Source organism: Actinomadura sp. BRA 177, from assembly GCF_013372625.1.
In the GTDB taxonomy this organism is placed as follows: Bacteria; Actinomycetota; Actinomycetes; order Streptosporangiales; family Streptosporangiaceae; genus Spirillospora.
Map to the genome: position 1 here is coordinate 1 of NZ_JABXFD010000285.1, position 25861 is coordinate 25861.

A 25861-nucleotide genomic window follows, 5' to 3' on the forward strand; every position below is an offset into this window, starting at 1 on the left:
GGCCACGGTGAACCGGTCGGCCCGACCGCGGTCCGGACGGCCGAGCAGGAGCGGCAGCGGGGCGAGGACACGGTCCGCTGGGCCGCGACCGGCAGCTTCGGCGGCCCCACTGGCGCGGCCGGTGCGGCTGGTGAAGGGGGCGGTGGCCATGGGGCATGACATCCGCACCTACGGGGGCTGGCGGCGCCGGCACGGCATCGGCCTGCTCGGCCTGGACACCGCCTCCACCTTCATCGCCCTGGCTGCGGCGATGCTGCTGGTGCTCATTGCCGCCACCGCCCCGGACCTGTTGATCTACCTGCTCCCGCCGACGCTGGTCGGCGGCGGACTCGGACTGGTTCGGGTGGGCGGCATTCCGGTGGTGCGGCTGGTGCTGGCGCGGTGCCGCTGGCAGTGCGGGGTGTGGCGCGGTCACCACCACTACCGGGCCGGGGTCGTCATCGACCATCCCCGCGCGTTCCAACTTCCGGGAGTGCTGGCACCGTTGACCCTGCTGAGCGCCGAGGACGGGTACGGCGGCCGGTACGGGATCGTGTGGGACCGCCGCACCGGACTGCTCACCGCCACCCTGCGCGTCGTCCCCACCTCGACCTGGCTCGCCGACCAAAGCGACGCCGACGCCTGGGTCGCTGGTTGGGGCGGCTGGCTGGCCGCGCTCGGGCACATGCCCGCCGTGCGGTGGGTGACGGTCACGGTCGAGACCGCGCCCGAACCCGGGTCCACGCTCGCCGACGCCGTAGGCCGCGCGGTCGTCCCGACCGCTCCTGCGGCGGCGCGCACCATCATGGGCGAGCTGGTCCGTGCCGCTCCGGCCGCGGCCGCCGATGTCGACACCCGCGTGTCGATCACCTTCGACCCGCGCGCGTCCGCGACCCGCCCCAAAGACCTCTACGAGGCGGTTGCCGAGTTCGGGCGCGCTCTCGACGGGCTTGCGGCCCGGCTGGGTGGTTGCGGGGTCTCGGTCCTGGGGCGGGCGACCGCCGCGGAGATCGCCGGGGCCGTGCGGACCGCGTTCGATCCTGATGTGCGCGGTGAGGTGAACCGGCTGCTCGCCGGCCCTGACTCACACGAGGTGTTGGGCTGGGGTGATGCGGGGCCGGTCGCCGCGACCGAGCACACCGGCCACTACCAGCACGACGGTGGCGTCTCGGTGAGCTGGGCCTGGCACGAACCGCCCCGCCAGAACGTCCGCTCCGACGTCCTGGCCCGCCTGGTCGCACCCGGCCCGTACCCCAAGCGCATCACGCTGCAATACCGGGCTCTTCCGGCCGCCGCCGCCAGCCGCGTCCTGCAGCAGGAGGTCAACGCGGCAGCCTTCCGGACCCAGTTCCGGCGCCGCACCGGACGCGACGAAACCGCCCGCGACAGCTGGGATTCCGCGCGCGCACGGCAGGCCGCCGCCGAGGAGGCCATGGGCGCCGGGGTGTGCCTGGTCTCGCTGTACGCCACCGTCACCGCGCCCGCCCCCGAGCAGCTGCGCCGCGCCGCCGCGCACGTGGAGGCCGCAGCCGACTCGGCCAAGATCCGGCTGCGGCGCCTGTGGGGAAGCCAGGCCGCCGGATTCGCCACCACCCTGCCCTGCGGCATCTGCCCGCCCGAACTGTCCCGCCGCCTCATCCACTGACTCCAAGAATCCACTGCCCCAAGAGCCATTGACTCTGAGGAGGTCACGCTTGTCGAACGCCGAAACCCTGGCCATGTCCGAACCGCTCGCCCCGCCCTGGGGATGGCGCGGGCGGGATGCCGGGCGCGCCGCGCACGTCGAACCCGCACCCGAATACCAGGCCACCACCAGCCAGGTCTGCGGCCTGTACCCCTTCACCGCCGGGTCCGGCACGCCCACCGCCGGCACCCCCGTCGGGCGCCACCAACTGTGGGGCGAAGTCGTCTGCCTCGATCCCCTCGCGTGGCTGCGGGAGGGGCTGGTCACCAACCCCGGCATGTTCGTCCTCGGCCAGCCCGGCACCGGCAAGTCCACCCTGGTCAAACGCCTGGTCACCGGCGCCGTCGCCACCGGCACCACACCGATCATCCTCGGCGACACCAAACCCGACTACACCCGCCTGGTCGACTACCTGGGCGGGCAGGTCATCCGCGTCGGACGCGGCGCCGACCGCATCAACCCCCTGGACGCCGGCCCCCTCGACCACGCCCGCCGCCACCTCACCGGTGCCGACGCCGAAACCCTGCGCTGGGAAGTACGCTCCCGCCGCCTGTCCCTGCTCCTCGCCCTGGCGACTCTCGTCCGCGAGGGCCGCATCACCAACGCCGAAGAAGTCGTCCTGGGCCGCGCCATCGACCTGCTCGACGAACGCCTCGACCGCGAACCCACCATCGTCGACGTCCTGCGCATCTTGGAACAGGGACCGAACGAACTGCGGGGAGCGGCCCGCACCGATTCGAGCGACGCCTACCGTGCCCAGACCCGTGACCTGGTCTTCACCCTCGACCTGCTCATCTCCGGCTCCCTGGCCGGGGTGTTCGACGCCGCCACCACCCGGCCCCTCGATCTGGACGCGCCGGCGATCAGCGTCGACATCTCCCGCGTCCGCGCCGCCGGCGACAAACTCCTCACCGCCGCGATGCTGTGCACCTGGGCCTACGCCTTCGGCATGGTCGACGCCGCCACCGCCCTGGCCGACCTGGGCGCCGCGCCCCGCCGCTCCTACCTGGGCGTCATGGACGAACTCTGGCGCGCGCTGCGCGGCGCCCCCGGCCTGGTCGAGCACGCCGACGCCCTCACCCGCCTCAACCGCGCCAAAGGCATGGCCTCGGTCATGATCACCCACTCCCTCGCCGACCTGGACGCGCTGGCCACCGAGGAAGACCGCGCCAAAGCCAAAGGGTTCGCCGACCGCTCGGCCATCACCGTCCTGGCCGGGCTCCCGCCCCGCGAACTGGCCCGCGTCCACCAGATCACCCCGCTCACCGGCCCCGAACAGCACCTGGTCGCCTCCTGGTCGGCGCCCGACTCCTGGCAACCCGGCGCCCGCCACCCCGGACGCGGCAAATACCTCATCAAGACCGGCGAACGCCTCGGCATCCCCGTTGAACTGTCCCTCGTCGGCCCCGAAACCGACCTCTACGACACCGACCACGCCATCCGGGCAACCGCATAACCCGGGCGCTAGGGCCACGGGCCTCGCTGTGGCACTCCAACACCGGCGCCGCATGGCTGGTGCTCGCCGCCTGCTGGACACCCATCGCCGGGCTGTGGATCGTGTGGGCCGCGGCCAAGCTGTCCGCGATCGCAGCGGGCGGGACGGTCATGCCGTTCGGCACCGACTTCGCAATCAACCTCACCCGGGGACGAACCGATCTGGCCTGGCCGGGGACACCGACCTGGCTCGTCCTGCTCATCCTCCTTCTGCTGGTCATCGCACTGTCCTGCGCCGTCTGGGAGATCTGGCCGAAGATCGCGCGACGTTTTCCACAGCCTGGGGATCCAATCGCCGCGCTCGCCGACAACCCCGGACTGACCGCTCTCCAACCGGACGCGACCGCCGGCAAGGCGATTGCGCTGCGGCGTTCCCTCGCCACTTCCAACCCCGGTGACTTGGAGCCGGACGACATCGGTCTCGTCCTCGGCGACGTTCTGTTGCCGGACGAGCGGAGCGGGCCGACGTTGTTCGCCTCGTTCGAGGACACGGTCGTGGCGTTCATGGCGCCGCGGTCGGGCAAGACCACCACCCAATCCATCCCGCATGTGCTGTCGGCGCCGGGGCCGGTGATCGCGACCAGCAACAAGGCGGACCTGTGGTCGGCGATCGCCACTGTCCGCGCCGAACGCACAGGCGGGAAGATCTGGCTGTTCGATCCGCAGCACATCACCTACCAGCCGCAAACCTGGTGGTGGAACCCGCTCGCCGGGCTGTCCACGGTGGAGGACGCCCACCGCCTGGCCGGGCATTTCGTCCTCACCGTCGACGACGGCCAGAAGAAGGACCTATGGGGGCCGGCCGCGCAAGACCTGCTGTGCGCGCTGTTCCTGGCCGCCGCCACCTCTGGCCGCTCCCTGCACCACGTCGCCCGGTGGCTGGACGAGCCCGCCGTCCCGACCCCGATCGAACTGCTGCAGCAGGCAGGGTTCCAGCTGATGGCCTCCTCGTTGAAGGGCACCCAGAACGGTGCCGTGGAAACCCGCGACGGGATCTACCAGACCGCCCGCACTGCCGCCAAAGCACTCCGCGACCAGGAGATCCTCACCTGGGTCACCCCCGACCGCGGCCTGCCCGTCTTCGACCCGCACACCTTCGCCGACTCCCGCGACACCCTGTACCTGCTGTCGAAGTCGCTGTCGGCCGCCGCGCCGCTGATCGCCGCGCTCACCGACACCGCCATGCGCGCCGCCGAACGCCGCGCCGAACAAGCCGGCGGACGCCTCGACCCGCCCCTCATCGTCGCCCTGGACGAGGCCGCCAACATCTGCCGCATCGCCGACCTCCCCCACCTGTACTCCCACCTGGGCTCGCGCGGCATCATCCCGGTCACCATCCTGCAAAGCTACGAGCAGGGCGTCACCGTCTGGGGCGAACCCGGCATGGCCGCACTCTGGGGCGCCGCCACCCGCAAACTCATCGGCGCCGGCATCGACTCACCCCGCCTCGTCCGCGACCTGGCCACCCTCATCGGCCAGCACGACGTGCCCGTCCGGTCCATCACCTACAGCGACGGCCGCGCCAGCGAACAGATCTCCCTGCGCCGCCAAGACATCCTCGAAAGCGCCGACATCCGCGCCCTGCCCGCCGGGACCGCGCTGCTACTGGCCACCGGCACCAAACCCGCCCTCATCCGACTCCGCCCCTGGTACACCGGCCCGCACGCCGACCCCATCAGCAAGGCCATCACGGCCGCCGACACCGCGATCGCCCAGGCCGCCCGCCGCCACCACACCCGCCCCGACACCGGGCCCACGACCTAACCCGCACCACATCCACGTCCGCACAGACACGTCCACATCAGCACAGAAAGGGGCCTTCACATGCACACATCCACCGCTTTGGAGGCTTCAACCCCATGTCCGACCCTGCTGCGTCCGCGGACGCCGGTAAGCGTCGCGAGTCGCTGTATCCGGATGTCACCGCCTGGGTGAGCGGCCACTTCGTCCCGATGTACCGGCGCACTCTCGGCGGCGAGTTCCGCTGGTGCGCCGAGTGGTGGCGGCACGGCGAGGCCATCTCCCGCCTCACCGCACTCTGGTTCGCCTGGGAGGCGATGCGGCTGCAAGGCGCCACCGGCATGGCCCTGTGGTACCGCGACCACCTCGACCACCAACTCCCCGTCCTCCTCGGCCCACGCGGCCCCTTCTACCAGTGCACCGAAAACGAGCACCTCGCCCCACACGAAGCCCGCACCGTCCCCGTCCCCACCGGATGGCTCGGCTACGACACCGCCACAACGGCCCCGGCTCCGGGCCCGGTGCACGCATGAGCGAGCGCATGGAAGCCGCCGCACTGGCACTGGACGCCTACGAACAGCACTTGTTCGGCGACCTGGCCACCGGGCACCGCACCGACCACGCCGAAGCCGAAGGGCTCCTGCACGCCCTGGTCGTCGACCTCATCAACTACGGCGAAGGCAACCGCCTGGACGTGGTCGACCTGCTGGACGCGCTCGTCCAGGCCCGCCTCGACCGCGGCGGCGCCATCACCAACCCCCGCTACAGCTTCCGCCTCAACACCGAAGTCCAGTTCCGCAACCGCGACGCCGAGCCCCATCGGGGGTTCATCACCGAGCTGAAGTCCTCCGGTCCCGGGCAGAACGCCGAATGCGTGCTGCGCATCCCCGGAATCATCGACCCGCAGCACACCACCACCTCGCAGCTGGAACCGGCCACCCGGATGGCGCCGATCCTCACCCGCACCTGCGGGACCGCCTACTCCGCTTTGGATGCCGAAGACACCATCACCGAACTCATCACGCGCCTGCCCCGGCATCAGCCCGAGGCCGACCCCCACGCGCTGGCAGACCTGACCGAATTGTCGGCCGCACTGGCCGCCTGGTCGGGCACCAAGCCCGAGTGGATGCTGGAACACGCGCGCTTCCGTGCCGGTGAGATCCGCCCGGTGCCCGACGGGCTGTCTCCGGCCGCCCGACGCGCCGCGGCCGGCTTCCCGAACGACATCGCCGCCCTCCTGGCCGGCGAGCAGCCCGCCCCATCACCGTCCAGCCGCCCAGATCCCCCGGCAGCGAACCCGCATCCCCGGCAGATGTGACTACCCCACACCGCATTCCCACTCAGCTTTCGGAGGCACCAGATGCCCTACCTCGATGAGGCCGTCGCCGCCGCACTCGACGCCTACCAGCAGCATCTCCTGCCCGACGAATCCGACAGTCACCGCGACGATCCCCAGTTGGCCGAACCGCTCATCGAGTCGCTCATCGAACAACTCGCTCGCTACGCCGACGGCCGCGCCCTCGACGTTCACGGCGCGTTCGCCGAGCTTCACCAGCGACACCTCGACCGCGGCGGGCCTGACCACGACCCGAGCTACAACTTCCGGCTCGGCGCCGAGGTCCAGTTCCGGCAGGAGCGCACCGCCACCGGCGGCAAGCCGCGCTATCCGCTGTGGCGCGGCTTCATCGACGCGCTGGCCACCTCCCCCTACGGCGAACACCACTGCACAGTGCGCATCCCCGGCGTCAACGAAGGCCTGCACGTCACCGCAGCCGAACTGGAGCCCGCCGATTCCCTGCTGCCTCTGCCGACCCGGACGGCCGGAGTCGTCTGCGACGCCCGGAACGCCGAATCGACGATCGTCGACATCGCCGTCCGGCTCAAGCGCGCCGCCAACAACGGCCTCGTCGCCGACGAGCAGGCACTCACCGACCTCGCCCAGCTGACCATACGGCTGGGGCAATGGTCAGGCGGCCAACCCGACGCCATCATGCGCCACCTCTACAACCGCATCATGCACGCCGCCCACACACCGGCGAAGGGACGCCCCGGACCGGATCCGGCAGCCCGGCTCGCCGCAACCGAGTTCCCCCAGGGACCGACCCCTCTGCCTTCCGACGACTCACCGACCACCACCAGGCCCAAGCCGAACAACCCGCCACGTCCGCACAAGCACCGCCCTTGACCGTTCAACTCCACCCCCGCCACACCACGGAACCGACACCCATGGAGGTTGTATGGCCGAAGCCGGCGCCGCTGAGTTCGCTGAGTTCGGAGCCGCGGCCTTGGACGCCTTCCAAGCCCTGTTCGAGGAGACCGAACACCTCGACCACCGCGGCAACAACACCCACGCCCGCGAACTCCTCGGCGATCTGCTGATCGACCTGATGCACTACGCCGACCACCGCAGCCTGGAGTTCAACGACATCCTCGCCCAAGCCAACGGCTACTACCTCAGCGAACAGAACAACCCGGACGTCTTCGCCATCGGCACGACCGTCCAGCTCAACGGCCCGGCAGCCGACGAGGCGATCCTGCTCGGTGCCCCGACCCGCGGCACCGTCACCGGACTCCTGGTCCCCCACGACGGCCCGACCGAGTACGACGTCCGTTTCCTCGGCGAGACCAGCAGCCGCACCATCATCGCCGCCGACCTGGAACCGACCACGCCCTTCCCGTCCACCTCCACCAGCCAAGACGTCATCAACAACCCGCTCTCGGCCGAAGAAATCCTCGTGGAGAACACGGTCCGGATCGGCCGCGCCGACCTGCACGGCACCCAGCCGCGGCAAGACGATCTCAGCGACCATCACGCCCTGCTGAATGCCCTGGTGGCCTGGAACGGCATGGACAGACGCGAAGTCACCGACCTGCTGCTGGCCAAGGTCGAACCGCGCCTCACCACCCCGCCCCTATCCGCGGGGACGGGGCTCAGTCCTGCCCAGCTCGCCGCGCAGGACTTCCCCGTTCCGCTGGCCCAAGGACTCAACACCCACCTACCCGCAGCGCAAGTGCCGCGCCCCGCGGGTCCTCCCGACCCACGTCACCGCCACCGCCCATAGCCGACTTCATCGCCACCGCCGCGCCGCCTCTAAAGGCCCCGGCGTGGACATCTACGGAGGTTCCGCTGAAGCACTTCTTCGACTACGCCACCCGTCAGATCAAGACCGCCGACTCCCTGCCCGCGCTCCTGGCCGCCGCATTCATGGGCCTGGAGTTGATCGAGCGCGCCACCACAGTCCTGGCCCAAACCGGACCCGAGGACGCCTACCAGACCGCGCTCGCCGAGGCGTCCGACGCCTGGTGGGCGCTGGCCGAAGCCCCCAGCCTCGCCTGGCCGGAGCGATCCATGCCGGACACCGCCGCCCAGGAGTTCGCCGAGGCCATCGCCGCCCTGGTGATGGTCGTGGCCGAAGCGATCCTCAACGTCGCCTCCAAGACCACCGAGCCCGCCGACCGAGTGGCGTGCCTGCGGGCCGTCCACCACGCCGGCAACGTCGCCGCGGCCCTGAGGTGACCGCCATGCCCCACGCCAGCAGACGCCTCGACCGCGCCACCCACGCCCTGACCGCCTACAAGAACCACGCCTTCCCCGGCAAGCCCTCACTCCTGCACCACGATGGCTTCTACACCCAGGCACTGCTGGCGGCACTTGTGTGCGACCTGGAGCACTACGCCCACCACCACGGCCTCGACTTCGCCTCCGCCCTCAGCACCGGCCGCGCCCTCAACGCCGCCGAAGTCGCCGAGGACGCCCCGTACAAGGTCGGCGACCAGGTCCGCCTCGTCCACCACGACCGGTGCGGCACCGTCATCGGCTGGCAGCACGACCCGATGCGATGCCCAATCCTCCACGGCACCAGTAGCAGTGGGCACGTCGAAGACTCGATCTGGCTACGCTGCACAGACCATCGCGTCTCAGGCTGCTGTGGAGGAGCACTGTCGACCTCGCCGACGCCCAGAACCCCGATCCCGATTTCAGCAGGCCCCCGGGCTCAACTGCACTACCGGAGGTTCGCTGAAAAACCGCCCTACGCCACTACCTCCAAGCTGTCCACGACCTGCAGCTTTACCATGGGGTCCTCATCGCCCCTGCGAGGGTTCGCAACGAGCTGTCCCTGACCGGGAACGGCGAGGGGCTGCTGTCCTCATCGCCCCTGCGAGGGTTCGCAACATGATGCCGGCGACCTCGACGGCGATGAGTGGTGTTCCGGTCCTCATCGCCCCTGCGAGGGTTCGCAACGCGGCTCATCGGACCCGGCCGGGCTCATCCCGAACCACGTCCTCATCGCCCCTCCGAGGGTTCGCCACCATGAGCACGCACCCCGTAGCCGTCCGGCACCGGCCCCAGGTCCTCATTGCCCCTGCGAGGGTTCGCAACCCCGCCCCGATGTGCCCGACTCGCCGCCCGTACTCCCAGTCCTCATCGCCCCTACGAGGGTTCCGGTGGCTAGGTAGGCGCCATGCGGGACACGGCGCAACGCGACCATGTGCGTGGCGAACTATTTGTCGTCCGAGGGCCAAGATCGACGGTGGAAACGTAAACAGGCCATACCTCTGCTGCACGTTCAGCAGTCCGCGCCGGGGCCGTGCCGATCGTATGCGCAAGGGCTTCGCGGGGGCGAGGGTGGAGAAGGTCGCCGCCGACCTGGGCCATGTCTGATCCGCCCCGTCCTCGACGTCGGCCAGTTGGTGCCCGACGGCTAAATCTAGCGAACCGGTTGGGACGAGTGAGCAGCCCGACGGCCGACAGCAAGTCCACCTGTTGTCAGGCGGGGGCCTCCAGCGGCAGGGGAAGTATCAAGACGTCGAACATGGGAGCGTCCGGCCAGTTGGGGCGCAGTTGCGCAACCCGCTCCCAGCCCCAGGACGAGTAGGCGCGGTACGCCGTGGCGTTGTCGGCTTCTACCAGGAGGGTCGCCCGTTTCTCCGATCGCCCACCCAGCAAGGCATCGTGCAGGGCGTGGGCGATTCCCTGGCCCTTCCATTGATCGCAGACCATGATTTCCGATAGCGCGAACGTCCGGGTGCCGTCTTCCACGGTGAAGCCCGGCTCGGGTGCCTCGACGAGGCCTTGCCACCATGCGGCGTCCGGACCGAGCGGCCATCCCCAGGTTTGCCCAGCGGGCTGACCGTCCTGGAACGCCACGACCATGTCGAAGCCGCGGCCGGAAGCCGTGTAGGCGTCGAAGCGCATCATGAATCGTTCGGGCGAGTCGAACGGGTCACCGCTGGCGATCGCCTCGGCGTAGGCGTCCCGATAGATCTCTTCGACGATGTCACGGATCTCGCGGGCCTGCCGGGCGTCGAACCGGCGGAACTCGGGTTGCGTCATGTCGGCGACGCTACTTTCGTGGTGAGGTTGTCCGCTACCGCCCCGTACCGGTCGTGGAAGTCAGCGTTGAGATCGGCCAGGGGCCGAAGCGCTTTGAGGGCCCGGACCGATCCCACGGTCTTTTCGAGGTCGTCCAGCGTGGCATGGCCTGTTTCCAGTGCACCTGTTGTGTCGCCCGCCGCCAGCCGCACCTCCGCCAGCGCGGCCCGGTAGTAGGTCCTGTTCCTCGGTGCGAGCTCGGCGTCATCGAGCACCCGTTGGAACAGCATGGTCGCCTTCTGGTCGTCACCGACGATGGACGCGACCCGAGCTTCGTGTCCCGACAACTCGGTCCGCGTCACGAACTCCAACGACTGCCAGTCGTCGGGATGACTTCCTCGATCAAGTTCACGCTTGGCCGCGCCGATCGCTGAATGCGCTCCGACCTCGTCCCCCAGCAACGCTTTGACGGTTGCGGTTCGCATGTCGATGAGGGCGTGAAGTTTCGGTGAGGGGTGGTGTTTCGCGGAGTCTGCGGCGATCTTCAGAGCACGCAGTGCTTCACGCGCAGGCCCTCTCCGCCGGCTGACCCGCGCGAGCGCAGTGGATTGCATCGCCATCGTCGCGTAGACATGGGCGCGCAACGCCGAGTCTTCGGCGCTGTCGGACAGTGTCGCGGCCTCCTGCGAGAGCCTGCGGGCCAGCGCGAGATCGCCCGCGTCGAACGCCAGGAAACTCGTGCAGTTGGCGAGATGGGCGCCGGCCTGGATCAACCCGAGCCCGATCCCCTCGCTGTAGTCGCTCTCGTCCAGCATCGCCTTGGCCCGACCGACCAACTTCAGCGCCTGCCGGAGGAGGACGACGCCGCCGACACTCCAGTCTCGGGTCCACAACTCATCGGCACAGGTCTTCAGATAGTTGACGTGCGCTCGTCCGACCTGACTCGGCGGGACGAATCCATCCGGCAGGAACGCCGAGGCGGTCAGCGCCAGCAGACCGCCGTTGAAGGTCCTGCGATCCATGCCCTGCTCCTCCGAGGTCCACCGCAACTCGGGACCAGTGTCGGACTGGCCGAGGACGAGCGGTAACAGCGCCTCGCGCGGCATGCAGATCGCGTCGGCCCACGCCAGCAGTTCCCGTACGTCGTACAAGGTTCCGCGATCGCCCGATTCGATCCGGGTGACTCTGCTCTTCGTCCAGCCTGGTACCAGATCGGCCATCTCCTGCTGCGTCAACCCTGCCGAGGAGCGCAACAACGCGAGGACACCGCCGAGGTTCATTTCAGCCAGAGCCTTGCGTATCGGTGCGGTGTCCCATATCCATACAGGTTTGCTGATGCTGTGATCCTCCGCGGCACGTCGGCAGATGCCGCAGACCGGCTCGGGGTTGTAGCGCGAGAGCAGCGTCTTCCGGCATCCGGGACACAGCTTTTGATCCGGCATCAGCTTCGGCCTTCCCAATGCGGGGAGACAGGAATCCTCCATCACCACGGTAGAGGGCCGGCCATTCCTCCGCCATCAGCCCTGATGCCAATGTGGCAACCACCGGCGACCGCTCCTGGAGCCGAACTGGTCGTTGTGCGCCGCCCCGACGCATGGCTGGCTTGTAGACCTCAACCGCAAGCCGGGAGGTCCTGGTGCTCCAGCCAAATGACGAGGCGATCTCTCAACTGACGGCGCTTGCCGAACGACTCAACGATGCCGACCTGCTCGTCGAACGCGCCTTCGGGCAGAGGTATCCGCAGTTGTCAATAAAGAACACGAACATGCGGGACGGGCGAGGCTGGGAGCTTTTGTCCGGTGTGATTGAAGTTGTGGTCGATCGGGGCAAGAGCTGGTTCACCTGGGATGACGGCGACCGGATCAGCCCCACCGAACTCGTGGACGTAGCCGCCGAACGAGTGATGCGTGCGCTCACGGTGTCCAGGCCGGTTTGAGCACGGCGTACATCTACATCCGCACTCCCCCGTTGATCAATCGCGGCGGCCGAGAGATCGGCCCACGCTCGATCTACGCCGCCGCGGGAACCCGCAATTCGCCAACAAGGAACCAGCATGAACGAGACATTGGACGTCTCAGACGCCATCGCGCGGGCCAAGGCCCCGCTGGAGCGGGACTTCCCGGCCTGGAACATCGTCCACTCCGACGCCGGCCGCTGATGGGCCTTCCTCGACCCGAACCGGCGGAGGAAGGACTCGGCCTCGGCTCAGACCACATCTGTGGACGCCGACACGTCCGAAGGACTCCACGAACTGCTCGCGGCGGCGGAGTCACGGTGATCACGCCCGGTCTCGCCCGCGACTTCACCCAAGCCTCCGAAGCCGGCGTTTACAACTTCTACCTGGGCGGCAAGAGCTGGACCGGGGCCGACAAGGAGACCGCCCTTGCGGTCATCCGGACCTCCCCGGACGCACAGGCGGTCGCGAGGGAGAACTTCCTGTTCGCGGGCCGTGCCGCTTCCTGGGCCGTCGCCGAGTACGGCATCGGGCAGGTCTTCGACATCGGCGTCGGCATCGTCGACGACGTGCCGCTGGACTCGGTGGAGACGTGTGTTCACAACGTCAACCCCGACGCCGCCGTACTCGCTTTCGACAACGACGAAGTCGTGCTTGCGCGCGCCCGTGCCCTGCGCACCGGCTACGGCCGTGTGCTCGGTGGCGACGTCAACGACCTCGACAGCATCTTCAACAACCCCGGTCTCGGGCACCCCGACCTGGCCGGGCGTATCGACCTGACCGCGCCGGCGGTCATCGTCCTTGCCGCCATCCTGCACTTCATCGAGGACCCCGCCGCCGTCATGGCCGACTTGCGGGACCGGCTGGCCCCCGGCAGCGTCGTCGTACTGTCCCATGCGACCAGGACCGGCACCAGTCAGGCCCGTGTCGGCGGGATGACCAAGGCGTACGAAAAGGGCCGCAGTCCGATCATCTTCCGCGAGGAAGCCGACATCGCCGCTCTGGCGGACGGATGGGCTCTCGTGCCGCCCGGTCTGGTCGACGTGCAGCTCTGGTCCTCAGACGGCAGTCATAAGGGTGAGGTATACGAGACAGTCCGCGTCCTCGGCATGGTCGCCCGTCTTCCCGGCCCCAAGGAGAAGTCGAGCCATACGTCGGGCGGTGTCCGGTGAGCGACATGGCCTACGGCTGGCACGGCACCGAACGCGACGTCAGCGGGGTATACGAGGGCGACCGCCCCGCAATCGCGCGCCTGTGGGCGTTCTGGGCCGGTGGAAAGGACTTCAACCCGGTCGATCGCGCTCTCGGCGAAAAGGTGGCTGCACGGTCCCCGCAGGTCGAGTCGCTTGCCCGGCATCGGCTGGCGTTCCGCAGCCGGGTCACGCGGGCCCTGGTCGGCGAAGGCGTCGACCAGTTGCTGGTCATCGGCGTCGACCTGCCGATGGACGACGAGGTCCACACCATCGCCCAGTCCATCAACCCTGACGTCCGCGTCGTGTACGCCGACACCGATCAGTTGGTGATGCTCCACGCCGACGCCTATTTCTCCAGCGACCGCGCCGGTACCTGCGGGTTCGTGCGGGCGGGAGTGGCGGATTCCCGCGCGGTGCTGAACGGTGCCGCCGAGATCTTGGATCTGAATCGGCCGGTGGCGGTGCTGTTGATCAACAGCTTGGACGTCCTCGGGGACCCCCAAGCCGTCGCAGCCTTGACCGTCTTCCGGACCGAGCTGGCGGCAGGCAGCTACATCGCCTTCTGTCACCTGACCGCCGAGCACGATCGCCGCTTGGTCGAGCTGGGCCACATGTGCGCCGATGTCGCCCCCGGCCCGCCGGGAGTCCGCAACCCGGAGGTCCTTGAGACGTTGTGCGCCGGGATGGTGTTGGTCGAGCCGGGGCTGGTGCCTGCGCAGACATGGCGTCCCGACCCCGGTCAGCGGCCGGTTCCTGGTGGCGTGGACCTGTGGTGCGGCGTCGGCCGGATCCGGGGACCGCGGTCCGTCTTCATCCCCTCCCCATCCCCCTCCTCCTCGTTGTGACGAAGGCCGAGATATGACCTCCTCGAACTCTGCGCCGTTCGGGCCGGTGCCGGGCGGGCCGGCGCGGTCGGCGGGGCTGCCGGTCGGGCCGGTGCCCGACTCGCCTCCCGCGCCGAGCAGGTGGCCGTGGCTGATCGCACCGGTGCTGCCGGCTTGCATGGTCGTCTACCCGGTCGTCGTCTTCGCCCTCAACGATCGCTCCGACGGACGCGGCCTGCAGTTGACTGTCGTGGCGGTGTTGCTGGCCGGGGCGGCGCTACTGGTGACGGCAATCTTGCTGTGCCACCACGAGGCCGACCGCTATCGCCGGCACCGGCGGAACGTCCAGCACCAGTTGCTCCAGCATCAGGTCACCGGTCACGCCGCCGCGCTCGGGCAGATGTCGTCATGGCGTCAGTACATCGATACCGAGATCGCCCGGCTGAACGGCTACCTGGAAGGAGCCGCGGCCGTTGCCCCGGGAACCGGTGAGCTGGCCCGACACATGGGCCGTGCCGGCGAGCACCTGACGGCCATCGCCGGGCGCTTGGAGCAGTTGACGCATCTGCCGTCGGCGCGGCCGTCAGGCGGCGCGGATACCGGCGGGCAGATCGCCGGCGACGAGCCCGATCGGGAGGTGCTCGTCTACGTCGGGCATCGCGTGCATTCGCTGGTGAGCCGGATGCTGGAGCGGCTCAAGGCCACCGAGCGGGAGCAGGAAGACCCCGATCTTCTCGATGACCTCTACCGGATCGACCATCTGGCAACCCAACTGCGCCGTGCGGCCGAGCGGCTGGCCGTACTCGGCGGTCACACCGCTCGCCGGGCCCACTCGCCGGTGCCGGTCTCGACGGTGCTCCGCCAGGCGGTGGCCGAAGTCGAGGACTACTCGCGGATTCAGTTGACGCTCCCCGACGACGATCCGAAGATTCCGGGGCACGCGGGGCCGGACGTCATCCCCGTGGTGGCCGAGCTGCTGGAGAACGCGACCAAGTTCTCCCGCCCGGACACCGCAGTGACGATGTCCACCCGCTCGACACCCGAGGGACTGGATGTCGAGATCCGCGACGAGGGGCTCCCGCTTTCGGCGGAGAAGGTGGAGGACCTGCGGCGGATTCTGGCCGACCCGCACCGTGTCAGCCCGCGCGAACAGGTCCGGCAGGGTCAGATCGGCATGCTGGTGGCCGCGCGGCTGGCCGTCCGGCACAACCTGCGGATCGAGCTGCATCCCGAGGTGTCGGGGACGCGGGCTTCAGTGGTCCTGCCGAACGCGCTACTGACAGCGACGGTGCCGGGCGCGCCTGCAGCAAGGGCCCCCGAGCTTCCGCGCCGCCGCCCGGCAGTTCCGAGTCTCAACGGTGCCCGTGCATCCGCCGGCCCTTCAACTCCACCGTCCACCGGATCGTCGACGCCCATCGAGCCGACCACACCGCCGTCGGGTGCAAGACCGGTGCTGCCGCGCCGCAGCCAGGCCGCCACACCGCAGCCCTCCGCCCCCAGGCCGGCCGGCCCGCCGGCAAGTCCCGCCCAGCCGCCGACTCCGGGGTTGATGGCGGCGTTCACCTCCGGCGTCCGCAGCGCGCAGGAGCGGACGCAGCAGTACCCCACCGACCCCGCGAACGGCTGACCACGGCCCGACCCCCGGATGTTCTCGCACATACGGAGAGAGACATGATCACGAAGCCCACGCCATTTCCCGCCGCGTCGTTCCCAGCCGATGAGACATTGAGTTGGCTGCTGGACAAGTTCGTGGAGAAGACGACCGGGGTCACCGGCGCCCTGCTGGTGTCGCGGGACGGGTTGAAGATGGCGGCCGCGGGTCTGGGAACCGACCAGGCCGACCGGGGCGCCGCTTGGGTCTCCAGCTTCCACTCCTTGGCCCGGTCCGCCGATTCGTTCTGCACGTCGGAGGCCAGCGGGTTCCGGCAGGCCATCGTCGAGGACAACGCCTTCCTGGTGTTCGTGACGAGCGCCGACCACACGACGGCAGGACGGCCCGGAACCGGCTCCCGGCTGGTCGGCAGCGTGCTCTGCGTCCTGGCCGAGCCGGGAGCGGACCCGAACACCATCGGGTTCGAGATGGGCCTGCTGGTCAAGAGCGTCGCCGATCACCTGCTCACCGCGACGCGCGGCGGCCGGTGACATGGCGGACGCGCAACACCGGGGCATGCGGTGGCCATCGGGTGACCTCGCAGACTGCCCGGCAGATCGCTCCAGTACGAGCCGAGCTTGGTCGACCTACGACATCGAGGAGATCCGCCCCTATGCGATCACTGGAGGGCGGACCCGGCCCCAGCATTCGATGCGGCTGGTCACTCTGCTGGAGGCCACCGACACGACCCGTGCCCAGCGGGCGGCCCCTGAGGCCGCCCGCGCCGTCGAGGCGTGCCGTGTCCAGCCGTGTTCGGTCGCCGAGGTCGCCGCACTGACCGACCTCCCCGTCCAGGCCGCCAAGATCATCATCAGTGACCTGATCGACTGCGGGGCGCTGGTCATGGCACTGCCCGGCCCAGGAGCGTCCGACCACCTGCAGTTGCTGGAGGCGTTGCGGTCCGGCCTGGAAACGAGGCTGTCCGATGTCGCCTGACCACCCCCCGCGTCCTCCGGGATCGCGCGGCCAGGAGGGCTACTCGGCAACCCCCGTGAAGATCATCGTCAGTGGCGGTTTCGGGGTCGGCAAGACGACACTGATCGGCGCGGCCAGCGAGATCGAGCCGCTGACCACCGAGGAATACCTGACCGAGATCAGCAACGGGATCGACTCCCTGACCGGGGTCGAACGCAAGTCCACTACCACCGTCGCGCTGGATTTCGGCCGCCTGACCTTCTCCCGTCAGCAGATGGTGCTGTACCTGTTCGGCACGCCCGGCCAGGACCGATTCTGGTTCACCTGGGACGACCTGGTCATCGGCGCGGTCGGCGCGGTGGTGCTGGTCGACACCCGCCGCGTGACCGACGCCTTCGCCGCAGTCGGCTACTTCGAGCAGCGCCACATCCCGTTCCTGGTGGCGATCAACGAGTTCGACAACGCTCCCTACCGCTATACACCCGCCGAGGTCCGCACAGCCCTGGAAGTCCCAGGCCACGTGCCGGTCGTGTGCTGCGACGCCCGCGATGAGCGCTCGGCCATCACCGTCCTGCTCACCCTGGTCGACCACGCGCTCACCCACGAGCGGACGCAGCCCAGCCCACCCGTCTCCCCCGAAGCACGCGCCTACGGAGCACCCGCATGAGGTACGACGCCGATTCCGGCCTGCACATCGACAACTGGCACGACACGGCGGAGCAGCGTCTGAAGATGCTGGCCGAACTCGGGCTCGACGGAACCCCCGACGCCGAGTTCGACCGATTCGCGGCCCAGGTGTCCGCAGCGTTCGCCGCCGAACTCGGAGCAGAGGGGCAAGGGCTGTACGCGATGGTGAATCTGTTCCTGCGCGAGCGGCAGACGTTCGCCGGCCTGCACAACCCGCCAGGGGCTCGGCCGGCGGACCGGACCATGGCACCCGACCACGGGTTCTGCCCGGAAATGCTCGACCGCACCAAGGCTCTGGTCCTGGCCGACGTGTGCGCCAAGCCGCAGTTCGCCTCCAACCCGGTCGTCGACCGGCTCGGGGTCCGCGCCTACGCCGGCGCACCGCTCATCCTCGGCCCCACCGACACCGTGGTGGGCAGTGTGTGCGTGATCGGCACCAGGCCCATGCCCAATCAGACCCGCCAGGTCTCTCTCGCACTCATCAAGCAGCACCGCGACGCGCTCCTCGAGTTGCTCGACCAGCGCGGACGCGCGGGCGGCCGCCTCGGCACCAGTTACCAGGGCGGCTGAAAGGCAGCAGGTAAGCCGCGGTGATGACGTCTGCCGGATCCCGATCGTCCGGCTGTGGCCCCACGAAAGCAGAAGGGGATGGAGTCCGTGTTCGAGACCGACGATCACAAGACCCTGCGGGAAAAGGTCCGTGACTTCGCCGAGAGCGAGATCGCGCCACGCGTGGCCTGCATGGAAGCCACGCAAACCGTCGACGTCGAGACCTCAACCCTGATCACCCGGCAGGGGTGGCTTGGGGTGACCATCCCTCGCGAGTACGGCGGCATGGGCGCCGGCCACCTGGCCAAGACGATCGTGATCGAGGAGCTGGCACGGGTGTCGGGCGCGATGGGCGCCATGGTCCAGGCGTCCCAGCTCGGCGCCGCCAAGATCCTCCACTTCGGGACGGAGCAGCAGAAGCAGCGGTGGCTGCCACCGATCGCGGCCGGTGCGTGCCTGCCGACGATCGCAGTGACCGAGGACGGGTCGGGCGGCAATGTCCTGGACATGCAGGCCGACGCCCGCCGTGAGGGCGAGGAGTGGGTGCTGAACGGGCGGAAGCTCTATGTCGGGAACTCCCATGTGGGGCATGTCCACGGCGTCATCGTCCGCACCGGCGACGACAGCACCCGCCGGTCCAAGAGCCTGTCGGCGTTCCTGGTCGAGCACGACCGGCCCGGTCTGACACTCCTGCCCTACAAGCCGCCACTGGGGCTGCACGGCTTCTCCTTCGGCGACCTGGTCATGGACAACGTCCGGGTCCCGGCCGACAACATGATCGGCGGCGAGGGCGACGGCCTGGACGTCGCCTACAGCTCATCCGTCCTGTACGGCCGCCCGAACTTGACGGCCGTCGCGTTGGGCATCCACCAGGCACTGCTGGAGGAAACCGTACGGTTCGCCAAGGACCGCCACCGAAGACACGAACCGCTTGCCGTGCTGCCCACCATCGAGCAGCGGATCGGGCAGATCAACGAGCGGCTGATGACCGCCCGCACGCTGGCCTACCAGGCCGTCCACCTCCTCGACCTGGGAAAGCCCTGCGACGACGAGCTGATCAGCGCCAAGTACCGGGGCGTGGAATCGCTGATGGAATCGGCCCTGGACGCGATGAAGATCCACGCAGCGGCCGGCCTCCGCCGCGATCGGCCCCTCGAACGCCTGGTCCGGGACGCGTTCCACATCGATGCGCCCGCCGGGACCGGCGACATTCAACTGCACCGCCTCGCCGAATCCGCGCTCGGTACCGGCAAGGGCCAGTGGTCGCATCGCTTGGCCCACGTCACAGCCCTGCACCTTCCTCCCTGCCAGCCCACCTCCACAGCCGGCCACGCGGCATGACCTCTATCTGTCACCGCCGCGCCGGGCGACCACACCCGAATTCCCCACTGCGGTGCAGCCTCTGGGCCGTGGCCGGACCTCTCCGCCGTCCGAGCTCCGCGGCAACCCATGTCCTTCGTTCAACCAAGGGTCCCCATGACTTCTCCTGATCTGCTGACACCGGCCGAAGTCGCGCCTTGTTCCGGGTGGACTCCAAGACCGTCACCCGCTGGGCACAGCAGAAGAGGCTCTCCTCGATCCGGACGGTGGGCGGCCACCGCCGTTACCCCACCGCGGAGGTCTATGAGCTGCTGAACAGCGAGCGCCGGTCCAGTTTCTGCGCTGCGGTGGAGACGCTGGTCGATGACCACTACGAGGGCGACCCCACCCGCGCAGTGATCGATCTGGCGGAACGTTACGGTCTGGCCGTCCTCGTCCTAGACCGGACCTGGTTCACCAAGGTCGCGCGACGCGACCTCACCGAGGTCGAGTGGGAGCACATCGCGACCGAACTCCAGACCTTTAGCAGTGCCCTCTCCGGCGCGTGCGCTGACCAGTTGCTCGACTACGCCTCCACGGTGCTGCGTGTTGCAGACATAGCCATCCCGGACATCTGCACCGCCGACTTGCCGCGATTGCCCGCTGCGCCTTCGCAACATGAGACCGCCGGGGAGAGCATCGCTGTGCTTGACGGAACGGTGGACAGCGGGCCCGTCCCTTCACAGCCGCCACCAGCCTCGGAGCAGCCGGAGGCCGCGCAACTCGTACTCACCCCGCACGCTCACACGGCACCGCAGCAGCACGCTGCGGCAGGTGCTGGCGTTGCCGTAGCCGCCCGCAAGGACATCAACCGGCTGGTGCCGCATTCGGCGCGGGTCTGGGACTACCTGCTCGGCGGTCACGATCACTACGAGGCCGACCGGGATGCCGCCGAAGCGTTCAGGGAGCTCTACCCCGCGGTCGCGGAACTGATGGCGGTGCAGCAGGCCTTCAGGAACCGAGCCGTGCGGTACCTCACCCAGCAGGGAGTGCGGCAATTCATCGATATCGGGCCCGGCCTGCCGTCCCCAGGCCGCGAAGCTCACGCCGCCGACACCCACACCACCGCACGGTCGGCGGCCGAGGGCACCCGTGTCGTCTACGTCGACAACGACCCGTTGGTGATCGCCCACGCCCGAGCATTGCTGACCGGCGGGCCAGAGTGCACGGTCGGTCACGTCGACGCCGACCTCACCGACACCCGCACCGTGCTGGCCGGTGCCGCCCAGCACCTGGACCTCCACCAGCCTGCTGCAGTCCTGCTGTCGGGCGTCATGGGCCACATCGACGACACCGAGGAGGCGCACGCGATCGTGCGCAGCTTGATGGACGGTTTGGCTCCGGGCAGCTTCCTGGTCCTCAGTGACGCAACCACTACCAGTGCTGCCCTCACCAAGGCGCAGGACGCCTACAACGCCACCGGCGCGTTTCCTTACCGGCTGCGCACTCCGACGCAGATCGCCGGGTTCTTCACCGGCCTGGACCCCGTCCAACCCGGCCTGGTTCCCCCCGCGCTTTGGAGACCCGGCGTGTCCCCAATCAGCCCTGCCAATACCGACGCACGATGTGCCGTGGCGATGACCCCGCTGTCTTCCCCCGGCCGCCCGACGACGCCATCGAAACAGCTATCGGGAGAGAAGGAACCTACGCGATGACGCATCTTCGCCTCAGCTACGTCAACGTCGAGCACGGCGGCCGGACCGACGCTGGCTACTCCTCCTACTCCGGCGACGGCGGCCCCTACGACTACAGCAAGGTCACCGGGATGTTCCACGACGGCGACTGGCCCGACATCGCCGTGATCGGTGAGGGCGACCGGTACGAGCTGAACGGCATGGAAGGCGCGTTCGAGGCCGCCGCCGCGCTACGGGACGCGGGCGGGCCGGCCTACGTGCCGCACCCGTGCTCGCTTCCCCGTGAGTGGGGACTGTTCGCCCCCGTCATCTACGTCAACCCGCAAAAGGTCGTGGTGCGGCGGTTCTACTCCCACCGGCTGCCCGACTTCGCCTCCCGCAACCGCAACCTGATGCTGTTCACCCTGCCCGGCCGCACCGACCCCATCCGGATCGCCGCCACGCACGGCGACATCTACTCCGGCGACACCCGCCTCGCCGACAACCGGCGGTTCGACCGGCTCGCCGACCCCGCCATCCCCTGCGCGCTCCTCGGCGACTGGAACACCGTCCCCTCCGGCCCCTTCGAACCCACCGACATGAACAAACCCGGCCTCCACAACCCACGCGCGATCAACTACCGCGTCCAGTTCCAAGGCGGCCCCAGGCAGGCCGGCCCGCACATCTACGACACCCGCGCCCTGGACGCCCTGGTCGGATGGTGGAACCCCGACACCCGGCAGCGGGAAGGCGGCGTCGGCTTCCACCACGCCGCCGAACTCGCCCAGGACTTCACTCCCACCCAGATCGAGAGGCCCAACGGCCGCCAATGCCTGGTCATCGACGGCATCCTCCTCAACGACCCGCTCCGAGACGCCTACGTGCCCGGCTCGTACCGCGTCCACGACTTCCGCGACCCCGAGCACCCCGACTCCGACCACAAACGCATCAGCGTGACGGTCGACCTCTAGTAGGGTCTCACCGGCCGGCACAAGGGACTGACCTATCTGGCCGGTGAGGCCGCCCCCATGGCGATCACCGTGCGGCTGCGGATTGAGTGAGGGGCGCCTGTCCCGCAGGTCCCGCGGAATCTGAGATAAGGCGTCAGAGTAAGTTTCCGCAGCCGACGGCAGCGAAGATTGACCCCGCCGCCTGTGTGGCAGAGGCTGCGTAGATGACCGAGCACGCCAGCACCATCACCTTCCGGAGTCTGGACGGGCTGCGCCTGGCCGGCACGCTGGTCGAACCCGACAGTGCGCAAGGGGCCGCGACGGTGCTCGTCCACGGCGGCGGCGTGACACGCGAGGAGGGCGGCTTCTTCGCCCGGTTGGCCTCAGGGCTGGCAGTTGCGGGCCTGCCCTCGCTCCGGTTCGATCTACGCGCCCACGGGCAAAGCGAGGGCGAGATGCAGACGCTCACGCTGTCCGGCGTTGTGAACGACATCCGAGCAGCCGTTGAAGAAGCACAGAAGGTCAACATCGCAGAGTCTGTGAACGTGCTCGCCGCGAGCTTCAGTGGTGGTCTTGCCGCCTTCTTCGCCGCTCGCCACCCCGCGATGGTCAACCGACTCGTACTGATCAACCCATTGCTGCACCACAAGCGCCGCCTCATCGACGAGAAGCCGTACTGGCACGACGATCACCTCGACGACGAAGCGGCCGAGCAGTTGGCCAGGCATGGCGTCTTGGCTCACTCGCCGACCTTCAAGCTGGGTCGGCCGCTCTTGAACGAGTTGTTCTACCTGCGGCCATATGACGTTCTCGGCGAGGTGACGGCCCCGACGCTGATTCTGCACGGCACTGCGGACACGTTCATCCCGATCGACTCATCACGAGACGCGGTCGGACGCTTCGGCGGCGAGGTTCGGTTGATCGAGATCGAGGGAGCCCAGCACGGAATAGCCGTCCATGACGACCCCCGGTACCTCGACCCCCAGACCCAGAGCTGGCAGGCCGAGAGCATCAGCACGATCACCAACTGGCTACGGGCAGCGCCGAGCTTGTGAGCGCTGTGGGCGTCAGCCTTTGATCAGCGTCGACGGGTCTCAGATCGCCCTGGCAGCAGGACCGGTTCTACCGGCGCTCCGGGCTCGGGTCATGTGAGGACGGCTTGCCGAAGTTCTTGGACCGCGGGACGTTGCTGCCAGGTACGGAGCCGGCCGACGACGCGCAGCACCTCCCGGTGAGTACGAGCAGAGTCGGTCGCCCTTGCGATCTCCAGGGCGGACAGCGCGGACGTGGCGGCGTTGTCGGGGTCCTTGGCGGCGGCGTACGCCGCGCCTTTGAGTGACAGGAAGTACCCGAAGTCGCGTTTGGAGAAGGCCGCCTGAGTCAGGTTGGCCTCGTAGAGCTCCAGGGCGCGGTCCGGACTTCCAACCTCGGCGTGGCAGATCGCCACCTGCAGTTCGAAGAGGGCCTTGTTGAAGTGGGGCCCTATCCCTGCAGAGGAGGTCGCCTCGGTGAGCAGCTCGCGAGCTTGCTCTATCTCGGCCTCCATGGCGTTGGCGTCCTGGTCGAGCATGGCGTGAGCCCGCGCCGCTTGTTGCGCGGCTTCAGCCTGCACGTGTGGCGGCAGACGCCACGGTCCCTCTTGGACCGCTTGGACGAAGGCCATCATTCCGACGGCGTCTCGTTCGTCCCAGGCCGCCTGTGCCTTCTTCAGCAGGACGTAACCCTGCATGGCAGAGTCGGCTGCCATCTGGGCCCACTCCATAGCCCGGTCTCGCCAGTATCCGGCGGGGCGCCCTGCTCCGAGGTCGCGGTAGAACCATCCCAGAAGTTCGGCGGCGAGCGCGGCGGTGCGCACCAGTGCGCGGCGGACTTCAGGGCGGGCGTCGCGGGCGGTTTGGTCGATGGCGGTGACCAGTCCGAGAACGACCGGGATACCGGCCGCGGCGCCGACGGTGCGGTCGAGGCCGGCTGCCTCGTCGATGCAGCTGCGGAAGTGCTCGACCAGCGCCGCGTCGGCATATCGGCGAGCATCCTCAAGGGCGGCGGCAATGTGCTGAAGCTCCCCGACGCCGACCGCCGGCAACGCGATCGCAGCAACCCCGCGTTTGAGAAACGTTCGGCGTAGCAGTTCGCTCACCCGGGTCCACTCGTCGCCGGTCTCGACCGTTCCGGTCTGTTGGGCTGCCAAGGCTTCGGCCGCTACTGGCTGAGCGCACATGCCTCCCGCGTCTAGAAGGGCGGGCCGCCCATCGCGTTCGGCCGCGGCCTCCAGTACAGCACGCTCGACACCGAGCCCGGCTGCCAGCGCGGCGAGCCACGCTTCGGGTCGACGCCTTCCCCGTTCCCATCGAGACACTTCTGTCCGGGTGACGGTCGTGGTGCTGGTGATGGCGCACAGGCGCGCGGCGAGATCGGACTGAGACATTCCGGCCTGCTCTCTGAGCTGTTTCAGGAGCGCCGGAAGCTCTGCGGCAGTGCTCATGACCTGCGGTCTCCGTCTAGGCCGCCAGGGGCCAGGTAGGGGCCTGCGAACGGGCTCTCCCCCTACATCGAGGAGGGAGAGAGGTTTGTTGCGTCTACGTTCACACATGCGGCTGACCTCGGTGGGAGGACCGGTCATGTTTCCCGCTCGCCTCGGAAGCACGAGCTTCTCGTCCGTTTCGACGGACCGGGAGGAGCCGCAAGCGCACGCACGAGGCCTGCTTCTGGTGTTGGCCGCAGAACTTGAGTGTCTCGGCCTGCGCGCCCGCGTAGTCGAAGAAGCGTTGCGCCCGGTCACGCTGCGGGTGTGGGAGCCGCAGCAGCAGAGCAGCTCCGCCGAGGTGGTGGCCAGCCCGCGCGTCGAAGGCGGGTTCGTCTTGGTCCTCATGAGCGACGGCGCCAAGGGGCTGCCTGCGGCCGTCGTCCCGGCCGACGTTTCTGCAGTGGCCGCACGCAAACTTGCGGACCGCTTGCAGGCTCGCAACGAGGCCTCCCAGCGACTACGCCGCCGGAACCACCCAACTCGTAAGACGGCTTCCGGCCCATGGACCACCCCGCGAAATCAGGATCCATCACCCCGGCAAGGAAAACGGAGGAAGCATGAGCCCCAAGCCCGTAGAGACCGACACACGTGCGGCCGACACCGATGACGCGCTCGACCTGGACGTGCGCCTGCTGGAGATCGCCGACCCCGCCGGCCTCGTCAACGTGACCGACGACGGATGCACCAGCACGTGCGGGGCCTGCGTCAGTGGCGCCGTCTGACCAACGCGTCACCACTCGCCCCCAGCGAGCCAGCGTCGCCGTACGGGATTTCCCTGCGGCGGCGCTGTGGCTGGTACCCGCATCGTCGACTCGGAGGTGCTCGTGCGTGGCCCCACCCGTCCGGACGTGTTCCGGGCGTCAGATGCTGTGCTCGTCCGTGCTGCCGCCTATGAGGGGCCGGCTCTCCCGCCACGGTAGGTGTCAAGTCAAATGGGACAGGGGCAGTGATCGTTAGGCGGCGTGTTTCTCCTGGTCAGATCTGGTCTGGTCGGTGGTGTCTTGGTCGGGTCGGTTGATCTGCGCGAGTGTGGGGATCTTGGGCAGGGTGGGTGTCTGGGTGAACCGTCGCGGGTTGGTCGCGCGGAACGCCGCGATCGTGGCGGCTCGCTGGTGCTGGATCGCCTGGGCGGTGCCGATGTGGACGGTGAACGGCGTGTGGAGCCCGATCCCGGCGTGGTAGTGCCGGTGGTTGTAGTAGTCGAAGAAGTGGTGGCAGAACGTCTCGGCCTCGTCGAGTGAGTCGAACTTGTCCGGGAAAGCCGGGCAGTACTTCAAGGTTTTGAACTGCGCCTCGCTGTAGGGGTTGTCGTTGCTCACTTTCGGGCGGGAGTGGGACTTGATGATGCCCAGGTCTGCCAGAAGTGCGGTCACCGGCTTGGAGGTCATCGAGGTCCCGTTGTCGGAGTGGATGGTGCCGGGCGCGATCCCG

At 68.9% G+C, this 25861-nt stretch carries 25 protein-coding genes, 2 pseudogenes and 1 CRISPR repeat array; of the genes and pseudogenes, 22 read left to right on the forward strand and 5 right to left on the reverse strand.

Features of this window, described 5'->3' with window-relative positions:
- Nucleotides 1-148: 148 nt before the first annotated feature.
- The 8 genes from HUX53_RS12840 (at nt 149) to HUX53_RS12875 (ending at nt 8414) form a co-directional block, all read left to right on the forward strand.
- Nucleotides 149-1624: an SCO6880 family protein gene (locus HUX53_RS12840; protein WP_176403401.1), complete on the forward strand. Its 1476-nt coding sequence runs from the start codon at nt 149-151 to the stop codon at nt 1622-1624.
- A 49-nt stretch (nt 1625-1673) separates the two neighbouring features.
- Nucleotides 1674-3119 carry a hypothetical protein gene (locus HUX53_RS12845; RefSeq protein WP_217919379.1) on the forward strand — a complete coding sequence of 482 codons (1446 nt, stop codon included), beginning with the start codon at nt 1674-1676 and terminating at the stop codon, nt 3117-3119.
- A gap of 59 nt (nt 3120-3178) precedes the next feature.
- Entirely contained in the window at nt 3179-4921 is a 1743-nt protein-coding gene (locus tag HUX53_RS12850) for a type IV secretory system conjugative DNA transfer family protein (protein WP_176403402.1), read from the forward strand.
- Nucleotides 4922-5016: 95 nt separating this feature from the next.
- Complete coding sequence (locus tag HUX53_RS12855; RefSeq protein WP_176403403.1) at nt 5017-5430, forward strand: DUF4913 domain-containing protein; 414 nt, start codon at nt 5017-5019, stop codon at nt 5428-5430.
- The gene (locus HUX53_RS12860; protein WP_176403404.1) at nt 5427-6215 is read left to right on the forward strand and encodes a hypothetical protein; all 789 of its coding nucleotides are present in this window, start codon (nt 5427-5429) and stop codon (nt 6213-6215) included. Before HUX53_RS12855 ends, HUX53_RS12860 begins: the two co-directional genes overlap by 4 nt.
- A gap of 42 nt (nt 6216-6257) precedes the next feature.
- A complete protein-coding gene (locus tag HUX53_RS12865) occupies nt 6258-7082 on the forward strand; it encodes a hypothetical protein (protein ID WP_176403405.1) in 825 nt (274 codons plus the stop codon).
- Nucleotides 7083-7134: 52 nt separating this feature from the next.
- Nucleotides 7135-7959, forward strand: coding sequence for a hypothetical protein (locus tag HUX53_RS12870; RefSeq protein WP_176403406.1), 825 nt, complete (start codon nt 7135-7137; stop codon nt 7957-7959).
- Nucleotides 7960-8102: 143 nt separating this feature from the next.
- Nucleotides 8103-8414, forward strand: coding sequence for a hypothetical protein (locus HUX53_RS12875; protein WP_176403407.1), 312 nt, complete (start codon nt 8103-8105; stop codon nt 8412-8414).
- A gap of 86 nt (nt 8415-8500) precedes the next feature.
- Here HUX53_RS12875 and HUX53_RS12880 read toward each other — a convergent pair whose 3' ends face one another.
- The 3 genes from HUX53_RS12880 to HUX53_RS12890 all read right to left on the reverse strand — a co-directional run bounded on the left by HUX53_RS12880 (nt 8501) and on the right by HUX53_RS12890 (nt 11653).
- Nucleotides 8501-8725, reverse strand: a complete 225-nt coding sequence (locus tag HUX53_RS12880) for a hypothetical protein (RefSeq protein ID WP_176403408.1) — start codon at nt 8723-8725, stop codon at nt 8501-8503.
- Between the two features lie 251 nt (nt 8726-8976).
- Nucleotides 8977-9346: a CRISPR direct-repeat array (repeat unit 30 nt; unit sequence GTCCTCATCGCCCCTGCGAGGGTTCGCAAC).
- Between the two features lie 319 nt (nt 9347-9665).
- Entirely contained in the window at nt 9666-10232 is a 567-nt protein-coding gene (locus HUX53_RS12885; protein WP_176403409.1) for a GNAT family N-acetyltransferase, read from the reverse strand.
- Nucleotides 10229-11653 (reverse strand): helix-turn-helix domain-containing protein, encoded by a 1425-nt coding sequence (locus HUX53_RS12890; RefSeq protein ID WP_176403410.1) that lies wholly within the window; start codon nt 11651-11653, stop codon nt 10229-10231. Before HUX53_RS12890 ends, HUX53_RS12885 begins: the two co-directional genes overlap by 4 nt.
- Before the next feature lie 194 nt (nt 11654-11847).
- On the opposite strand from HUX53_RS12890, the gene HUX53_RS12895 reads away from it, so the two are divergent.
- From HUX53_RS12895 to HUX53_RS12955, 13 genes and pseudogenes are all read left to right on the forward strand, one after another.
- Entirely contained in the window at nt 11848-12147 is a 300-nt protein-coding gene (locus tag HUX53_RS12895; RefSeq protein WP_176403411.1) for a hypothetical protein, read from the forward strand.
- A gap of 338 nt (nt 12148-12485) precedes the next feature.
- Nucleotides 12486-13337 carry an SAM-dependent methyltransferase gene (locus tag HUX53_RS12900; protein ID WP_176403412.1) on the forward strand — a complete coding sequence of 284 codons (852 nt, stop codon included), beginning with the start codon at nt 12486-12488 and terminating at the stop codon, nt 13335-13337.
- 5 nt (nt 13338-13342) lie between these two features.
- Nucleotides 13343-14203 carry an SAM-dependent methyltransferase gene (locus tag HUX53_RS12905; RefSeq protein ID WP_255205204.1) on the forward strand — a complete coding sequence of 287 codons (861 nt, stop codon included), beginning with the start codon at nt 13343-13345 and terminating at the stop codon, nt 14201-14203.
- Nucleotides 14204-14216: 13 nt separating this feature from the next.
- The gene (locus HUX53_RS12910; protein ID WP_176403414.1) at nt 14217-15809 is read left to right on the forward strand and encodes a sensor histidine kinase KdpD; all 1593 of its coding nucleotides are present in this window, start codon (nt 14217-14219) and stop codon (nt 15807-15809) included.
- Nucleotides 15810-15853: 44 nt separating this feature from the next.
- A complete protein-coding gene (locus HUX53_RS12915) occupies nt 15854-16324 on the forward strand; it encodes a roadblock/LC7 domain-containing protein (protein ID WP_163056470.1) in 471 nt (156 codons plus the stop codon).
- Nucleotides 16325-16349: 25 nt separating this feature from the next.
- The gene (locus tag HUX53_RS12920; protein ID WP_176403415.1) at nt 16350-16769 is read left to right on the forward strand and encodes a DUF742 domain-containing protein; all 420 of its coding nucleotides are present in this window, start codon (nt 16350-16352) and stop codon (nt 16767-16769) included.
- Nucleotides 16770-16824: 55 nt separating this feature from the next.
- Nucleotides 16825-17415, forward strand: a complete 591-nt coding sequence (locus HUX53_RS12925) for an ATP/GTP-binding protein (RefSeq protein WP_309237190.1) — start codon at nt 16825-16827, stop codon at nt 17413-17415.
- A complete protein-coding gene (locus tag HUX53_RS12930) occupies nt 17412-18005 on the forward strand; it encodes a GAF domain-containing protein (RefSeq protein WP_176403417.1) in 594 nt (197 codons plus the stop codon). The genes HUX53_RS12925 and HUX53_RS12930 overlap by 4 nt, the downstream gene beginning before the upstream one ends.
- 54 nt (nt 18006-18059) lie before the next feature.
- A complete protein-coding gene (locus HUX53_RS12935; protein WP_309237191.1) occupies nt 18060-19325 on the forward strand; it encodes an acyl-CoA dehydrogenase family protein in 1266 nt (421 codons plus the stop codon).
- A gap of 135 nt (nt 19326-19460) precedes the next feature.
- Nucleotides 19461-19618 (forward strand): annotated as a pseudogene (locus HUX53_RS12940) (BldC family transcriptional regulator); the annotation flags it as partial.
- A 384-nt stretch (nt 19619-20002) separates the two neighbouring features.
- A complete protein-coding gene (locus HUX53_RS41065) occupies nt 20003-20998 on the forward strand; it encodes an SAM-dependent methyltransferase (protein WP_309237192.1) in 996 nt (331 codons plus the stop codon).
- Nucleotides 20995-21927 (forward strand): hypothetical protein, encoded by a 933-nt coding sequence (locus HUX53_RS12950; protein ID WP_176403418.1) that lies wholly within the window; start codon nt 20995-20997, stop codon nt 21925-21927. The genes HUX53_RS41065 and HUX53_RS12950 overlap by 4 nt, the downstream gene beginning before the upstream one ends.
- 203 nt (nt 21928-22130) lie before the next feature.
- On the forward strand, nt 22131-22961 hold the full coding sequence (locus HUX53_RS12955; RefSeq protein ID WP_176403419.1) for an alpha/beta hydrolase: 831 nt from the start codon (nt 22131-22133) through the stop codon (nt 22959-22961).
- Between the two features lie 89 nt (nt 22962-23050).
- Here HUX53_RS12955 and HUX53_RS12960 read toward each other — a convergent pair whose 3' ends face one another.
- Nucleotides 23051-24388: a DNA-binding transcriptional regulator gene (locus HUX53_RS12960; RefSeq protein ID WP_176403420.1), complete on the reverse strand. Its 1338-nt coding sequence runs from the start codon at nt 24386-24388 to the stop codon at nt 23051-23053.
- Nucleotides 24389-24987: 599 nt separating this feature from the next.
- Between HUX53_RS12960 and fxlA the strand changes: the two genes are divergently transcribed.
- Nucleotides 24988-25152, forward strand: coding sequence for an FxLD family lanthipeptide (gene fxlA, locus HUX53_RS12965; protein ID WP_176403421.1), 165 nt, complete (start codon nt 24988-24990; stop codon nt 25150-25152).
- 411 nt (nt 25153-25563) lie between these two features.
- Here the strand turns inward: fxlA and HUX53_RS41070 are convergent.
- A pseudogene (locus HUX53_RS41070) lies at nt 25564-25861 on the reverse strand (transposase); the annotation flags it as partial.

What these genes read in the sequence shown, in the direction of transcription:
- HUX53_RS12920 (WP_176403415.1), top strand. Translation starts at nt 16,350, where the DNA reads ATGCGGTGGCCATCGGGTGACCTCGCAGACTGCCCGGCAGATCGCTCC.
- HUX53_RS12885 (WP_176403409.1), bottom strand. Translation starts at nt 10,232, where the DNA reads ATGACGCAACCCGAGTTCCGCCGGTTCGACGCCCGGCAGGCCCGCGAG.
- HUX53_RS12955 (WP_176403419.1), top strand. Translation starts at nt 22,131, where the DNA reads ATGACCGAGCACGCCAGCACCATCACCTTCCGGAGTCTGGACGGGCTG.
- HUX53_RS12910 (WP_176403414.1), top strand. Translation starts at nt 14,217, where the DNA reads ATGACCTCCTCGAACTCTGCGCCGTTCGGGCCGGTGCCGGGCGGGCCG.
- fxlA (WP_176403421.1), top strand. Translation starts at nt 24,988, where the DNA reads ATGAGCCCCAAGCCCGTAGAGACCGACACACGTGCGGCCGACACCGAT.
- HUX53_RS12890 (WP_176403410.1), bottom strand. Translation starts at nt 11,653, where the DNA reads ATGCCGGATCAAAAGCTGTGTCCCGGATGCCGGAAGACGCTGCTCTCG.
- HUX53_RS12950 (WP_176403418.1), top strand. Translation starts at nt 20,995, where the DNA reads ATGACGCATCTTCGCCTCAGCTACGTCAACGTCGAGCACGGCGGCCGG.
- HUX53_RS12855 (WP_176403403.1), top strand. Translation starts at nt 5,017, where the DNA reads ATGTCCGACCCTGCTGCGTCCGCGGACGCCGGTAAGCGTCGCGAGTCG.
- HUX53_RS12915 (WP_163056470.1), top strand. Translation starts at nt 15,854, where the DNA reads ATGATCACGAAGCCCACGCCATTTCCCGCCGCGTCGTTCCCAGCCGAT.
- HUX53_RS12870 (WP_176403406.1), top strand. Translation starts at nt 7,135, where the DNA reads ATGGCCGAAGCCGGCGCCGCTGAGTTCGCTGAGTTCGGAGCCGCGGCC.
- HUX53_RS12960 (WP_176403420.1), bottom strand. Translation starts at nt 24,388, where the DNA reads ATGAGCACTGCCGCAGAGCTTCCGGCGCTCCTGAAACAGCTCAGAGAG.
- HUX53_RS12860 (WP_176403404.1), top strand. Translation starts at nt 5,427, where the DNA reads ATGAGCGAGCGCATGGAAGCCGCCGCACTGGCACTGGACGCCTACGAA.
- HUX53_RS12930 (WP_176403417.1), top strand. Translation starts at nt 17,412, where the DNA reads ATGAGGTACGACGCCGATTCCGGCCTGCACATCGACAACTGGCACGAC.
- HUX53_RS12865 (WP_176403405.1), top strand. Translation starts at nt 6,258, where the DNA reads ATGCCCTACCTCGATGAGGCCGTCGCCGCCGCACTCGACGCCTACCAG.
- HUX53_RS12905 (WP_255205204.1), top strand. Translation starts at nt 13,343, where the DNA reads ATGGCCTACGGCTGGCACGGCACCGAACGCGACGTCAGCGGGGTATAC.
- HUX53_RS12840 (WP_176403401.1), top strand. Translation starts at nt 149, where the DNA reads ATGGGGCATGACATCCGCACCTACGGGGGCTGGCGGCGCCGGCACGGC.
- HUX53_RS12875 (WP_176403407.1), top strand. Translation starts at nt 8,103, where the DNA reads ATGGGCCTGGAGTTGATCGAGCGCGCCACCACAGTCCTGGCCCAAACC.